The organism is Mesorhizobium sp. M1163, assembly GCF_040318415.1.
Taxonomy (GTDB): Bacteria; Pseudomonadota; Alphaproteobacteria; order Rhizobiales; family Rhizobiaceae; genus Mesorhizobium.
Map to the genome: position 1 here is coordinate 87,207 of NZ_JAMYMF010000029.1, position 14,164 is coordinate 101,370.

Sequence of the window (14,164 nt, forward strand, 5' to 3'; positions counted from 1 at the left end):
TTCCAGGCCTCATCCTTCGCGAAAAATCCGGAAAAGTCTTGCGCACAGTGACAGCCGCCGTCCGCGGCTCGCCTAGCAGAAGACGCTCAGATATCCAGCACTTCCGTCGCGGCGAATTCCGCGCGTTCCTGGATGAAGCGGAAGCGGGCCTCGGGCTTGGTGCCCATCAATGCGTCGACCGCATCCTTGGTCGCCGCCTCGGCGTCGATGACGTCCACCCTGAGCAGCGTGCGCTTTCTCGGGTCCATGGTGGTTTCTTTGAGCTGGGCAGCCATCATTTCGCCCAGCCCCTTGAAGCGGCCGATTTCGACTTTGCCGCGCCCGGTAAATTCGGTGCGCAGAAGTTCGTCCTTGTGCGCATCGTCGCGGGCATAGGCGACCTTGCCGCCTTGCCGGATCGAGTAGAGCGGCGGCACCGCCAGATAGAGATGGCCGCCGCGGACCAGGCTCGGCATCTCCTGGTAGAAGAAGGTGATCAGCAGCGAAGCGATATGGGCGCCATCGACGTCGGCGTCGGTCATGATGATGACCCGGTCGTAACGCAGGTCCTCGTCGCGGTATCTCGAGCGCGTGCCGCAGCCCAACGCCTGGATCAGGTCGGATATCTGCTGGTTGCCGGCCAGCTTGTCGTTACCGGCGCTGGCGACGTTGAGGATCTTGCCGCGGAGCGGCAGCACCGCCTGGCTGGCGCGGTCGCGCGCCTGCTTTGCCGAACCGCCAGCCGAATCGCCCTCGACGATGAACAGCTCGGCGCCGGCCGCTGCATTCTGCGTGCAATCGGCGAGCTTGCCGGGCAGGCGCAGCTTGCGCACAGCGCTCTTGCGCGACACTTCCTTTTCCTGGCGGCGGCGCACCCGCTCGTCGGCACGCGCGATCACCCATTCGAGCAGTTTCGAAGCTTCCTGCGGATTGTCGGCCAGCCAATGGTCGAACGGGTCGCGGATGGCGCTTTCGACGATGCGGATCGCCTCGATCGTCGCCAGCCTGTCCTTGGTCTGGCCGACGAATTCCGGCTCGCGGATGAACACCGACAGCATGCCCGCCGCCGAGATCATCACATCTTCGGATGTGACTATCGAAGCGCGCTTGTTGCCGACCAGGTCGGCATAGGCGCGCAAGCCGCGCGTCAGAACGTTGCGGAAGCCGGCCTCGTGCGTGCCGCCTTCGGCTGTCGGAATGGTGTTGCAATAGGAATTTATAAAACCGTCGCCGCCGAACCAGGTCACCGCCCATTCGAGCGAGCCGTGACCGCCCTGCTTCTCGCTCTTGCCGGCGAACATTTCACGGGTCACCTGGAATTCGTCGCCGAGCGAGGCTTTCAGATAGTCCTTGAGGCCGCCCGGAAAATGGAATTCTGCCTTGGCCGGCGTCGTGTCCTTTTCCTTGATCAGCGAGGGATCGCAGGTCCAGCGGATTTCGACACCGCCGAACAGATAGGCTTTTGACCGCGCCATGCGGTAGAGCCGCGCCGGCTCGAACGCAGCACCCTTGCCGAAAATCTGCTCGTCTGGATGGAAGCGGATCTTCGTGCCGCGCCGGTTGTGCACCTCGCCGAGCTGCTCCAGGCCGGTCACCGGAACGCCTCGCGAGAAGCGCTGGCGATAGAGCTTGCGCCCAATCGCAACCTCGACCTCGAGATGGTCGGACAGCGCGTTGACCACGGAAACGCCGACACCGTGCAGGCCTCCCGAGGTCTCGTAGACCTTGCTGTCGAACTTGCCGCCTGAATGCAGCGTGGTCATGATGAGTTCGAGCGCCGGCTTCTTGAATTTCGGGTGCGGATCGACCGGAATGCCGCGGCCGTTGTCGGTTACAGACAGGTATCCGTCGGCGGAAAGCTCGACATCGATGAAGGTAGCATGGCCGGCGACCGCCTCGTCCATCGAATTGTCGATGACCTCGGCGAACAGATGGTGCATCGCCTTGTCGTCGGTGCCGCCAATGTACATGCCCGGGCGGCGGCGCACCGGCTCCAGCCCCTCCAGCACCTCGATATCGGCGGCACTATAGCTCTCGCTGGCATCGCGGGGCGCCGGCCGCTTCGCCGCCTGCACCAGCGGGTCGGCCGGGCGCGCGGCGCGAGCCGGTTGCGGCTGCTTGCCCAAATTGCCGAAAAGATCGTTATTGTCGTCCATGCCGGTCCTGGATTCCGATGCTGCGAATCACCACCCGATACTGCCACGCTTTTTGCGGGCAGGCGACGGAGGTTCCTGTTACGTTCGAGGATAGAGCCTCTTACTGCAAAACCATTCGACAACCAAGCGGCGGAAATGGGGTCGAAGCTTGGAGCATCGACGCTTTGTAAACCTTGTCCGAAGGTTACGCCGCAAGGTTGGCTGAAAAACGATATCCGCGGACTGTCGCTGACCTAGAATGCAGCGAAACCCTCAAGAGGCTGTCGCTTAAGCATGTTGGATTACAGTTCGCTCCTGCTCGCAGCGGCGCTGTCGGGCACGTGCCTCAGCATCACCATGTTTGCGATCTGGTTCACCGCGCCACAGGCACGCTTTGTGCTGACGGTGGCGTGCGGCATTCTCGTGCTCGTCGCACATGTGGTCTTGTTTTGGCATTACACAAGAGATCCAAGCCCCTGGCTTTGCCAGATCGTGCTTGCTCTTCTCAGCCTCGGCTTCCTGATTATCTGCCTGTCGGCCATGCAATATCTCAGCATGCGCGACTATAGGCGCGCCATCTTGCCGACCTTGGCTGCGATGGCTGTTTGCGCGGGCGCGACGTATCTCGGGTTTGATGGTGTCGGCTTCATTGTCACCTATGCGACGGTAACGGCGCTACTCTCGCTTATCGGGGCGATGTTCTGGATCCAGGGTGGTCACGATCGCCGGATATTGCTGGTCGTATCGTTCCTGAGCGGCGTCTGTGCGCTGTCGTTCGGACTTTGCGGCGCGGTCCTGCTGGTCAAGGGCCAGTGGGTGCTCGGCGTAGCACCGGACAATTGGGCCGAGCGGGTGAATTCCGTCGTAGCCGTCGCCTGCATGACCGGGCTTGGCGCATTAACGCTCTCCCTGCACCATTTGCAGGCGCAGATCGAATTGAAGGCCGAGACGATGACCGATCCATTGACCGGGCTGATGAACCGGCGGGCGTTAACGGCACTCTACGGCGAGCGGGTCTTCGGTCCGTTCATGTCCGTCACCATGTTCGACCTCGACCATTTCAAAAGGACGAACGACGTATTCGGTCATCCGGTCGGCGACCAGGTCCTGCGCCGCTTTGCCGCCGTCATCAGGAAATACGCCAGAACCGGCGTCGACGCCTTCCGGCTGGGCGGCGAGGAATTCGTGCTCGTCATGTCGCGGATGACGGAAGAAAAAGCCTATGACATTGCGAGCAAGATCAGCGTCGCCTTCGGTACGGAAGTCGTGGCCACCCAGCTTGGTCCGTTGCGAAGCACAGTCAGCGGCGGCATCGGCTTTGGTGGGACGAGCGGCACCGGTCTCGATGATGTGCTGGCCGAAGCCGACGCCGCGCTCTATGCGGCAAAGCGCGCCGGGCGAAATCGCGTCATCGCCCGGGACAGGGCGAGCAAGGCCGACGGGCCGGCCTTGCGTTCTGCCTGATTGAGGCTTCTATCTTCTTGTTAGACCATGATCTTGTCCGAAAACCGGATTCCACTCTTCGGGATCATGGTCTACTCCGCCGCACCCAGATATTCCGACAGCGGCGGGCAGGAGCAAACCAGGTTGCGGTCGCCGGCGACGTTGTCGATGCGTGACACCGGTGGCCAGTATTTTGCCGCCGTATCGGCATCGCCGGCGGGGTAGGCCGCTTCCAGGCGCGAATAGGGATGGGTCCACTGGCCGGCCAACGCCTCGGCGGCGGTATGTGGCGCATTGACCAGAGGATTGTCGGCCAAGGGCCATTCGCCCTTCGCCACCTTGGCTGCCTCGCCGGCTATGGCGATCATGGCTTCGCAGAAACGATCCAGCTCGCGCTTGGGCTCGGATTCGGTCGGCTCGACCATCAGCGTGCCGGCCACCGGGAACGACATGGTCGGCGCGTGGAAGCCATAGTCGATCAGCCGCTTGGCGATATCGTCGACGCTGATGCCGGCGCTGTCCTTGAGCACGCGGGTGTCGAGGATGCATTCATGCGCAACGCGTCCGTTGCGCCCCTTGTAAAGCAGGGGGAAATGCTCGCCAAGCCGCGTCGCCACGTAGTTGGCGGAGATGATCGCCGTCTCGGTCGCCTGCTTCAGGCCGGAAGCGCCCATCATGCGGATATACATCCAGGTGATCGGCAGGATCGAGGCGCTGCCGAACGGTGCCGCCGCCACGGCATGGGCCGAGTCTTCGGTGACGTGGCCGGGCAGATATGGCTTCAGATGCGCCTTGACGCCGATCGGGCCGACGCCGGGGCCGCCGCCGCCATGTGGAATGCAGAAGGTCTTGTGCAGGTTCATGTGGCAGACATCGGCACCGATATCGCCGGGACGGGCGAGGCCGACCAGAGCGTTGAGATTGGCGCCGTCGAAATAGACCTGGCCGCCATGGCTGTGGACGAGCGCACAGAGGTCGCGCGCGCCTTCCTCGAAAACACCATGCGTCGAAGGATAGGTGAACATCAGCGCCGCGAGGTCTTTTGCATGCTCGGCCGCCTTGGCCTGCAAGTCTTCCATGTCGATATTGCCGTCCTCGGTGCAGCGCACGACGACGACACTCATGCCGGCCATGGCCGCACTTGCCGGATTGGTGCCATGCGCCGAGGACGGGATCAGGCAGACGGTGCGATGGCCTTCGCCACGCGACAAATGATAGCCGCGAATGGCGAGCAGCCCTGCATATTCGCCCTGGCTGCCGGCATTGGGCTGCAGGGTCACCGCGTCGAAGCCGGTGATCTCCGCCAGCCAGCCTTCCAGCTCGTCGATCATGGCGCGATAGCCTACCGAATGGCTCGCCGGGGCAAAGGGATGCAGGTTGGCGACATCGGGCCAGCTTACCGGCATCATTTCGGCGGCGGCGTTGAGCTTCATGGTGCAGGAGCCGAGCGGGATCATGGCGCGGTCGAGCGCCAGGTCCTTGTCGGACAGCCGGCGCAAGAAGCGCATCATGTCGGTTTCCGAGTGGTTTTCGCGGAAGACGGGCTGGGTGAGGAACTCCTTGCCGCGCGGTTTTCCTGGCATGGAACTGCCGGCGGCAACGCCGGCCTTGGCGCCGAAAAGTGCTGCGATCGCCTCCAGATCGGCCTCGGTGGAGGTCTCGTCAAAGCTGATGCCGACATGGTCGGCGTCGATGACACGCAGCAGCCGGCCGGTCTTCTCGGCGGCGGCGGCAAGTGCGGCGGCTCTGCCCTTCACTTCCACGGTCACCGTGTCGAAGCGGCTTCCGCCGAGCACCGAAACGCCTGCTGCCTTGAGGCCGGCAGCCAGGCGGTTGGCCAGCGTGTGGACGCGGCCGGCAATCGCCTGCAGCCCGGCAGGGCCATGCCAGATCGCATAGGCCGTCGCCATGTTGGCGAGCAGCGCCTGTGCGGTGCAGATGTTGGAGGTCGCCTTGTCGCGGCGGATATGCTGCTCGCGTGTCTGCAAGGCCAGGCGATATCCGGGACGGCCCTTGCTGTCCGTCGACTGGCCAACGAGCCGGCCGGGCATCAGCCGCGTCAGCCTGTCGGACACGGCGCAATAGGCGGCGTGCGGCCCGCCAAAGCCCATCGGCACGCCAAAACGCTGCATCGGGCCGACGGCGATGTCGGCGCCAAGCCTGGCTGGCGCGTCGGTAAGCGTCAGGCCCAACGGATCGGCAATGAAGACGACCAGCGCGCCGGCAGCGCGGGCCTTGTCGATCGCTGCCTTGTGATTGCCATAGACGCCGAATGTATCGGGCCAGGAGACCAGCAGGGCGGCGGTGTTGTCGTCGATCACCTCGCCGTCGACCTCGATGCCGAGCGGTTCGGCGCGGGTGCGAACGACGTCCAGCGTCTGCGGGTGCGGCGTGCCGGCCAGTGCCACCTTGGTGCGCTTGTCGCGATGATGGCGCAGCGCAATGCCGACCGCTTCGGCCACCGCCGTCGCCTCGTCGAGCAGCGAGGCCGACGCCACCGGCAAGCCGGTCAGCTCGGTGACCAGCGTCTGGAAGTTGAACAGCATTTCCAGCCGGCCCTGGCTGATCTCGGCTTGGTAAGGCGTGTAAGCCGTATACCAGGCCGGGTTCTCGAACAGGTTGCGCTGGATCACCGGCGGCACGTGGACGCCATGATAGCCGGTACCGATGAAGCTCTTCAGCACCGTGTTCTTTGCCATCGTCGCCGCGAGCTCGGTCAGCGCTTCCGCTTCGCTTGCAGCGGCGGGCAAGGCCAATGGACGGTCGAGCCGGATCGACTTCGGCACTGCCTGGCTGATCAGCGTCTCGACCGAGGGAACGCCGATCGTGGCCAGCATGGCTCTGACGTCTTGGAGGCCCGGGCCGATATGGCGAGCCGAGAAGGGGTAGGGTGCTGCGGTCATCTTGCTGGTCCTGCTATCAACCAATATGGGCTTTGTAAGCGGCTTCATCGAGGAGGCCGGCGAGCTGGCTCTCATTGGCCAGCTTCATCTTCCACAGCCAGCCGTCGCCGGTTGCCGCCGAATTGACGAGCGAAGGATCGGCCGACAGCGCGGTGTTGGCTTCGGTGATCTCGCCGTCGACCGGTGCGTAGACGTCCGATGCCGCCTTGACCGATTCGACCACCACGGCCGTATCGCCCTTGGCCAGCTTTTTCCCTGGCTCAGGCAGTTCGACGAAGACGAGGTCACCGAGCTGCTGCTGCGCGTAATCGGTGATGCCGACGGTGGCGATGCCGCCCTCGACGCGAAGCCATTCGTGATCTTCGGTGAAATAGGTCTTTGCCATTGAAATCATCCTTTGCGGTAGCGATGGGGCGTGAAGGGCAAGGGGTGGATGTCGACCGGGATTTTCGTCCCGCGGACATCGGCGAACAGTCTTGTGCCGGGCTTGGCAAGCGGCGTCCGGACGTAGCCCATTGCCACCGGATGACCGGCCGAGGGGCCGAAGCCGCCTGAGGTGACATGGCCGGCAGGGTTGCCGTCGGCGTCGAAAAGGGCAGCACCGGCGCGCACCGGCTGGCGGCCGTCCGGCTTCAGGCCGACGCGTTTTTGCGCCGGGCCGCGCTCCAGGATGGCGCGCAATGCATCGGCGCCGATGAACGCGCCAGAGGCGCGAACCTCCTTGGGGATGGCCCACATCAGCCCGGCGCTGGCCGGATCGATCTCCGGCGTGATGTCCAGCCCGTGCAGGCACAGTCCTGCTTCGAGCCGCAGGCTGTCGCGGGCGGCAAGGCCGATCCACATCACTCGCTCGTCCTCGAGCAACCTGGTGACGAGGGTTCGCGCGTCCGCTTCCGGCAGGCCGATCTCGAAACCGTCTTCGCCGGTATAGCCCGACCGGCTCATGAACCAGTTTTCGCGCGGCTCGATGCCGTGCATGAACACCAGCGAACCGGTCTCGATGCCGGCGCGGGAAAGGGCAGCCCATGCCTCGGGGCCCTGGATGGCCAGGAAGACGCGGTCGAGTGCGTCCACCTTCACGTCGAAATCCTCGGCAAGTTCACGCAGATGCTTTTCGTCGGCGGCGGCGTTGCCGGCATTGGCGACCATCATGAAGCGCTCGACGCCGAGCCTGGTGACGATCAGATCGTCGAGTATTCCGGCGGCCTCATTGAGGAAGAACGTGTATTTGGACTGGGAAACCTGAAGCGCGCCGGCATCGAACGGGCAGGCGCGGTTCAGAAGCGCTGCTGCGCCCGGGCCGCTGATTTCGAACAGCTTCATGTGCGAGATGTCGAACAGGCCGGCATGCTCGCGGCTGTGAAGATGCTCCTTCATCACGCCGGCCGGATAGGTCAGCGGCATCGACCAGCCGGCGAAGGCGCCGAAGCGCGCACCGGCTGCCATGTGCAGATCTTCGAGGGGAAGGTGTTTGGTGTCGTCGCCCGTCATGTCATCTCCAGAGTCGCACGCAAGCGGTCGCGAATGGCGACCAGTCCGTGCCCCTCTGTCTGAAGCCTGAGAGACTCGCGCCCCGTAACTCTGTCGGCAGCGCTTACACCTTCGGCGCGGGGGCAAGCCCCGACTTTCCAGAGTGTCTTTCCCGTCTACGGTTCTTTTGCCTGAGAGATTTCGGGCGATTTCCCCTTCGGCGGCAGCTCTCGCTGCTCTCTCCCGCAAACAGGTAGGACTCGGTTAAGAGCCCTCGACTCGTCATCCATAGCCCGTGGACGACACCTTGTCACCTGCCAGCGACATTTTTACTGGCAGTCTTCTGCGGGCCTTCTTTACAGGCAAGCCTTCGCTAACCACGCCGCTTGCCGGTTTCTCAAGACCTTGCTGATATGCCGGATAAGGGCCGGCAATTGCCGGCGGCGGGCGGGGAACAAAATGGGCGAATTGATCATGAGCGCGCCAGTGGCCGGGCTGACCTCGAAAAATCGGATCACGGCGGAAGACGTGGTCATGCTGCGCGGCGAAGTGTTCGGCGACGGCGTGGTAACGCGCGGCGAGGCCGAGGCGCTGTTTGCGCTCGACGCGACGGCGAGGGACAAATGCGCGGAATGGCTCGAGTTTTTCGTCGAGGCCGTCACCGACTTCATCGTCCACCAGGAACAGCCGGCCGGCTATGTTTCCCAGGACAATGCCGACTGGCTGATCCGGGCGATTTCGCGCGACGGCATGGTTGACAGCCGAACCGAACTCGAGCTGCTAGTGCACGTGCTGGAAGTTGCCAAATCATCGCCGAGCACGCTTTCCGGCTATGCGCTGGAGCAGGTCGCTCATGCGGTCGTGGATGGCAAGGGGCCGCTGACGACCGGCGGCAGGCTTATCCCTGGGTCGATAGCCAAGGCTGAGGTCGAGCTGTTGCGCCGCATCCTTTACGCCTATGGCGGCGATGGCAACATCGCCATCAGCCGCGCCGAGGCCGAGGTGCTGTTCAAGATCAACGAGCGGACAGTGGCGGGCGACAATGATCCGTCGTGGAACGATCTGTTCGTCAAGGCGATCGCCAATTTCGTCATGTGTTCGGCCGGCTACGAAGCGCCGGTGCGCGATGTGGCGCTGCGCCGGGATGCTTTTTTCGAGCAGGCCGATCCGGAGATCGGCGGTTTCTTCAGCCGCATGGTGTCGGGTGGCCTGTCCGGCATTATGGAGGCCTATCGTTCACCGGGCGACGTCGAGGCCGAATGGGAATCGAGGAACAACGCAGCCGAGGCTCTGGCCCGCCGCGCCGAGACGGTCGATGCCGGCGAGGCGAAATGGCTAGCTGAACACATCGGCGACCGGCCGCTGCAGGAGAACGAGCGTGCGTTGCTGACGCTGATCAAGCACGCCTCGCCGGAAATCCACCCGGCGCTCAAGCCGCTGATCGACAAGGTCGCATAACAGGTCGCCAACCTATTGCTTGGCAGGTTCCGGCTTGGCGCCGGTGTCGAACCGCGACATCCATTTGAAGCTGCCGAACCAGTGCGGCGCACGCCGCCTATGGTGCCGTCAGCGGTACGCGCGCCGATCCAGTTGTTGACGTATTGGATGAGGCGGACATCGTCCGGCCGCATGGCAAACGCCTCCGGCGGCCGCAACAGCGGACCGCCCACCATTTTCAATTTCGCGTCATAGAGCCTGGCGGCCATTTGCGGCGTTGGCGATGTGGCGACCATCGCCTGTGCGTCGCCGCCGATGATCGCGGCGAAAACATCTGAGGTATTGTTGAAAGACAGGATGGTCGCCTTGGGAAAAGCTTCCTTCGCGGCGGCTTCATCGGTGGAATTGGACAACACGGCGATCTTGTATCCCGGCGCCGCTACTGCCTTTCCCGGCCTTTTCCCAAGGCTGGCGATCGTCGCAACCATGCGGATATCGGCGGTACCGGTCTGGTTGGAGAACACCACCTCGCGTGCGCGTTCCGGCGTGCTGGCGTAGCCCGCCGCGATCATGTCGAAATCACCCTTGAGCAGTCGTGTCTTGAGGTCGTTCCAGGGCACCTCGACCAGCTTCAGGTCGACGCCGAGATCAGACGCCAGCGCACTGGTAAGGTCGACATCATAGCCGGCGAACTTCCCGTCGGCCTTCTTGAGGATCCATGGCGGGTTGAGCGCCACGCCGACCGTCAGTGTCTTCTGGTCGATGATGCGTTTGAGGCTGTCGTCCGCCCGGGCTGGCAGCAGCGACAAAGCCAACCAGGCAGAAAGGGCAAGTATAGTTTGGCCGATCATCAAAGCTTGTTACCCCTGACGACAATCCTGACCTGAATCCGGCACTGCGCAGCGACGGCGACGACAGCGACGACGACAGTTAGCTGAGGCTTAGGTCAGGTTTCGGTCAGATGCCGCCGTACCAGTCGTAGCCATTGTCCTCCCAATAGCCGCCTCTGCCGCCGCCGAGATTGGCAAAGCCGTCGACCATCTCGATCTTGGTGAGATATTTCGGCATTTTGTAGCCGAGCTGGCGCTCGACGCGGACGCGTAGCGGCGCGCCGTTCTCGACCGGCAACGGCTTGCCGTTGACCCCATAGGCAAGGATCGTTTGCGGATGACGGGCATCGATCAGGTCGATCGAGCCGTAATATTTGATATCGCCGGCAAGGCTGCGGTCGATCGTATCGAGGCAGTGGAACATGACGTAGCGCGCCTGCGGCTTGACCACCGCCTGGTCGAGCACCAGCGACAGTGGCGTGCCGGTCCATTTGGCAATGCAGCTCCAGCCCTCGACGCAGTCGTGGCGGGTGATCTGGGTGCGGCTCGGCATGTTCATCAGCTGCTCGCGGCTCAGCGACAGCGGTTTTTCGACGAGGCCGGAAACCTCCAGCCGCCAGTCGGCGAAATCGTTGGCGAGCAGGCCCTTGTAGAAATCGTCGTCGGGCGCGGTGACGCCGTTCGGCCGCTGCGGCTGGCGAATGTCGGCCTCGGTGAACTCCGGCGCCAGCGCGTCACGGCCGGCAAGCAGCCGCTGCGCCCGCCAGGTCAGCCCATTGGCGCTTTCGAGGAAGCTGCGCAGGCCGTCGCCGACGCCAAGCTGGCTGTCGAAGGCGTCGCAGCCCGAAAGCATGATGCCGGAAAGGCCGAGGCTGGCCGAGGTCAGGAACTTTCTTCGGCTTATCTGTAGCTTGGGGCTGATCTCGAATTTCGCCATGTCAGGCGCTCCTCTCGGGTGCTTTGTCGCCATTCGCCGGCGGGTCGGTTCGATACCAGCCGGTGATAATCGAACGCAGCTCGTTGATCGGGCCGGCGGCCAGGATCATCAGGATGTGGATGACGAAGAAGGCGACGAGCAGCAGCATCACCGTGAAGTGAATGGTGCGCGCCGTCTGCCGGCCGCCGAGCAGGTCGTTCAGGAATGGCAGCACCGAGTTCATGCTCGGCGACATGGCCAGGCCGGTGATGATCATCAGCGGCAGCAGCACGAACAGCACGCCGCCATAGGCCATCTTCTGCAAGGTGTTGTATTCGCGCCTGTGGTGGAACCTGAGCCTGGCATGGTCAACAATGTCTCGCGGCAGCCGCCTGAAATCATCGAGGCGCGGGGCAAGATCGCGCCGCAAATGGCCGTTGATCAGACTGGCGACCAGCCAGACCAGCAGCGTGGTGGTCAGCACCCAGGCGAAGAAGAAATGAACGACGCGCGCGGTGCCGAGATCGTAGTAGGAAGGGATCGTCGCCCAGGACGGGAAGGCGCGGGAGGTCTCCTGGCCGGCCGGACCCGACCAGCCGAGCACGCCGGTGGTGTCGAAGCGCTTGCCGAAGATCTCGGTATAGCCGCGCGGGCCAGTCACCGTGTTCTCGGCGCCGATGGCGAAGATGGTGTTGTTGTAGCCAAAGCCCGACTCCTTGCCGATGTAGAGCTGTGGGCGGGCGTTAAATATTTGCAGACCGGAAAGCAGCATGAAGAACAGCGCGATCGCCCATAGCCAATGCGTCAGCCGCGTCCAGCGCGACTGCCGATAGATCAGCGTCGCATCGCTCGGCGCGGCGGTATCTGCTCCGGCGGCTTGGTTTCTGGCAAGCGATTCCATCTGTTGTTCCCTCCGGCCGCGTGTTCGCCGCGGCCTGTCAGATCTCTTCTCCTCCCAATACGTCGCCAGCTTAAGCGATGTTTCACCCGATCACGGATTTATTATGGACTGCCGAGGCTGACTGCGAGGTTGACCGCGGCTGCCACGATGACCGTGTTGAAGAAGAACGACAGGATCGAATGCACAAGCACGACACGCCGCATTTGCGAGGTCGTGATGTTGGTGTCGGCGGTTTGCGCCGTCATGCCGATCACTGTCGCAAAATAGAGGAAATCCGAGCCTTCCGGCCGTTTGCCGCCCGGGAAGTCGAGGCCGCCGACCGGAATTTTCTTTTTGGTGTCGCCATCCATCGCATCGCCGTCCAACCAATAGAGATGCGCGTAGTGAAGTGCCGCCATCGCGTGGATGGTCAACCAGCCAAGCGGGATAGACAATAACGCCACCGTAAGCTCGACGGGATCCGCGCTCTTCTCCCTGTTGATCAATTGAAACAACGAGATGATGGCAATTGCGACCACAACCAGCGTGACCGCGAAGATGGCCAGCACCGGCAGGTCCGTGTCGCCTGCATTCTTGCGCAGATAGCTGCCGGTAAGCCGCGGCATGTGAGCGACGACAAGACAGAGATAGGCGGCAAAGAACACGTTGGCTCCGATCGAATAGGCAAGCGGCGCGCGCCAGATCAGCGCCGCGCCAAAGGCTGCCGCGCCGATACAGCCCGACACCGCGAACGGCGTGTGGCGTTGCATGGGCATCCTGGTGGGGGTACCGGTCGTCATGGTTTCAGTCCGCTGAGGCGGATTTCAGCGCTCGCCGCAAGATGCGGTCAAGTTCGCCGAGAAACCGCGAGCGATCCTGCGGCGCGAAGCTCGAATTGTAGCCCTTGCTTTCGCCGGTCTCGCGCAGGTGCTGCTTGAGGTCGCGCATCGCCACCGCCATGCCGATCGTCTCCGGCGTAAACGGGCGCCCGGTCGGGCCGAGTACATGGGCGCCAAGTGCCACCGCGCGCGCGGCAAGCGGGATGTCGGCGGTCACCACGATGTCGTTGGGCCGGGCATTTTCGACGATCCAGTCGTCGGCGGCGTCGGCGCTCTTGGAGACGACGACATTGCGGATCATCGGATCGCGCGATGGACGCAAGCCGCCATTGGAGACGAAGGTGACGACGGTGCCGTGGCGCTCGGCGACCTTTTCGACCTCGGCCTTCACCGGGCAGGCATCGGCATCGACGAGAATAGCGGGTGTGGGCATCGTTGTTCCAAATGTGAAAGAGCCGGGCGACGTCGCCCGGCTCGATCGATGATAGTCGAGCGGCTACTAGGCCGGCAACGCGCCAGATCTCTTCGCCGTCCAGGTGGCGATATAGTCCATCAAACCTGGATTGAGGCAGTCATAAGGCTCGAGCCCGATCGACTTCAGCTGTGACCTTATGCCGTCCATACGGCTCGGATCGACACCGGATTCGATGATCGACGAGACGAAGGCGGTGAAGCCCGGAGGCGACCAGCCGTCCTCCTGGAAGCGCTCCGGATGGATGAAGGACAGCCCCTTGAAAGCGTGGTCGCGCTCGACCGGGCCGTGCATGTGGACGCCGCAGCCGGTGCAGGCATGGCGCAGGATCAGCGCGCCCGGATCGACGATCCTCAGCTTGTCGCCGTTTTCGGTGACCGTCACGTCGCTTGTACCGGCCACCGCCACGACCGAGAACAGTGCGCCTTCCGGCTTCCAGCATTTGGTGCAGCCGCAGGCATGGTTGTGGGCGATCTGGCCCTTGACCTTCACCTTGACCGGATTGCTGGTGCAGGCGCAGACCAGCGTCCCGCCGGCAAAGTCGGCCTTTTCCCTGGGCAGTCCATTGTCGATTTTCGGATGCAGTTTTTCCGGCATTTTTGTCTCCTCCCTTGTTGAACATGTGCATTTTCGGCCGCTGGCTGATTGGCCGGCGGCTTTCTCCTCCTCCTCAGTAAACTACCACGCTCCTGATCGACTTGCCTTCATGCATAAGGTCAAACCCCTTATTGATGTCCTCGAGCTTCAGCGTGTGGGTGATCATCGGATCGATCTCGATCTTGCCGTCCATGTACCAGTCGACGATTTTTGGCACATCGGTGCGGCCGCGCGCACCACCGAAGGCGGTGCCCATCCAAGTG

At 63.2% G+C, this 14,164-nt stretch carries 11 protein-coding genes, 2 pseudogenes and 1 riboswitch; of the genes and pseudogenes, 2 read left to right on the plus strand and 11 right to left on the minus strand.

Annotated elements, in window-relative coordinates; genetic code table 11:
* Nucleotides 1-86 precede the first annotated feature (86 nt).
* Nucleotides 87-2,135 carry a DNA topoisomerase IV subunit B gene (gene parE, locus NKH43_RS25120; RefSeq protein WP_352495369.1) on the minus strand — a complete coding sequence of 683 codons (2,049 nt, stop codon included), beginning with the start codon at nucleotides 2,133-2,135 and terminating at the stop codon, nucleotides 87-89.
* Nucleotides 2,136-2,408: 273 nt separating this feature from the next.
* On the opposite strand from parE, the gene NKH43_RS25125 reads away from it, so the two are divergent.
* A complete protein-coding gene (locus NKH43_RS25125; protein WP_352790501.1) occupies nucleotides 2,409-3,578 on the plus strand; it encodes a GGDEF domain-containing protein in 1,170 nt (389 codons plus the stop codon).
* A 71-nt stretch (nucleotides 3,579-3,649) separates the two neighbouring features.
* On the opposite strand, the gene gcvP is transcribed toward NKH43_RS25125, so the two are convergent.
* From gcvP to gcvT, 3 genes are read right to left on the minus strand one after another with little or no spacing between them, the layout of a single operon-like run.
* On the minus strand, nucleotides 3,650-6,460 hold the full coding sequence (gene gcvP, locus NKH43_RS25130) for an aminomethyl-transferring glycine dehydrogenase (protein WP_352860299.1): 2,811 nt from the start codon (nucleotides 6,458-6,460) through the stop codon (nucleotides 3,650-3,652).
* 16 nt (nucleotides 6,461-6,476) lie between these two features.
* The gene (gene gcvH / locus NKH43_RS25135; RefSeq protein WP_352860301.1) at nucleotides 6,477-6,845 is read right to left on the minus strand and encodes a glycine cleavage system protein GcvH; all 369 of its coding nucleotides are present in this window, start codon (nucleotides 6,843-6,845) and stop codon (nucleotides 6,477-6,479) included.
* Between the two features lie 5 nt (nucleotides 6,846-6,850).
* Nucleotides 6,851-7,951 carry a glycine cleavage system aminomethyltransferase GcvT gene (gene gcvT, locus NKH43_RS25140; protein ID WP_352495367.1) on the minus strand — a complete coding sequence of 367 codons (1,101 nt, stop codon included), beginning with the start codon at nucleotides 7,949-7,951 and terminating at the stop codon, nucleotides 6,851-6,853.
* Between the two features lie 148 nt (nucleotides 7,952-8,099).
* Nucleotides 8,100-8,186, minus strand: a riboswitch (glycine riboswitch).
* A 203-nt stretch (nucleotides 8,187-8,389) separates the two neighbouring features.
* Here gcvT and NKH43_RS25145 point away from each other — a divergent pair.
* Nucleotides 8,390-9,388, plus strand: a complete 999-nt coding sequence (locus NKH43_RS25145; protein ID WP_352547341.1) for a hypothetical protein — start codon at nucleotides 8,390-8,392, stop codon at nucleotides 9,386-9,388.
* 110 nt (nucleotides 9,389-9,498) lie between these two features.
* Here NKH43_RS25145 and NKH43_RS25150 read toward each other — a convergent pair.
* The 7 genes and pseudogenes from NKH43_RS25150 to NKH43_RS25180 form a co-directional block, all read right to left on the minus strand.
* Nucleotides 9,499-10,218, minus strand: a pseudogene (locus NKH43_RS25150) (transporter substrate-binding domain-containing protein); the annotation flags it as partial.
* Between the two features lie 106 nt (nucleotides 10,219-10,324).
* Nucleotides 10,325-11,134 carry a molybdopterin-binding protein gene (locus NKH43_RS25155; RefSeq protein WP_352860303.1) on the minus strand — a complete coding sequence of 270 codons (810 nt, stop codon included), beginning with the start codon at nucleotides 11,132-11,134 and terminating at the stop codon, nucleotides 10,325-10,327.
* A gap of 1 nt (nucleotide 11,135) precedes the next feature.
* Entirely contained in the window at nucleotides 11,136-12,014 is an 879-nt protein-coding gene (locus tag NKH43_RS25160; RefSeq protein ID WP_352860304.1) for a cytochrome b/b6 domain-containing protein, read from the minus strand.
* Nucleotides 12,015-12,115: 101 nt separating this feature from the next.
* Nucleotides 12,116-12,793 (minus strand): DUF1345 domain-containing protein, encoded by a 678-nt coding sequence (locus NKH43_RS25165; RefSeq protein WP_352860306.1) that lies wholly within the window; start codon nucleotides 12,791-12,793, stop codon nucleotides 12,116-12,118.
* 4 nt (nucleotides 12,794-12,797) lie between these two features.
* Nucleotides 12,798-13,265 carry a YaiI/YqxD family protein gene (locus NKH43_RS25170; RefSeq protein WP_352860307.1) on the minus strand — a complete coding sequence of 156 codons (468 nt, stop codon included), beginning with the start codon at nucleotides 13,263-13,265 and terminating at the stop codon, nucleotides 12,798-12,800.
* Between the two features lie 66 nt (nucleotides 13,266-13,331).
* Nucleotides 13,332-13,901, minus strand: coding sequence for an S-(hydroxymethyl)glutathione synthase (gene gfa / locus NKH43_RS25175; RefSeq protein ID WP_023720122.1), 570 nt, complete (start codon nucleotides 13,899-13,901; stop codon nucleotides 13,332-13,334).
* 73 nt (nucleotides 13,902-13,974) lie between these two features.
* A pseudogene (locus NKH43_RS25180) lies at nucleotides 13,975-14,164 on the minus strand (S-(hydroxymethyl)glutathione dehydrogenase); the annotation flags it as partial.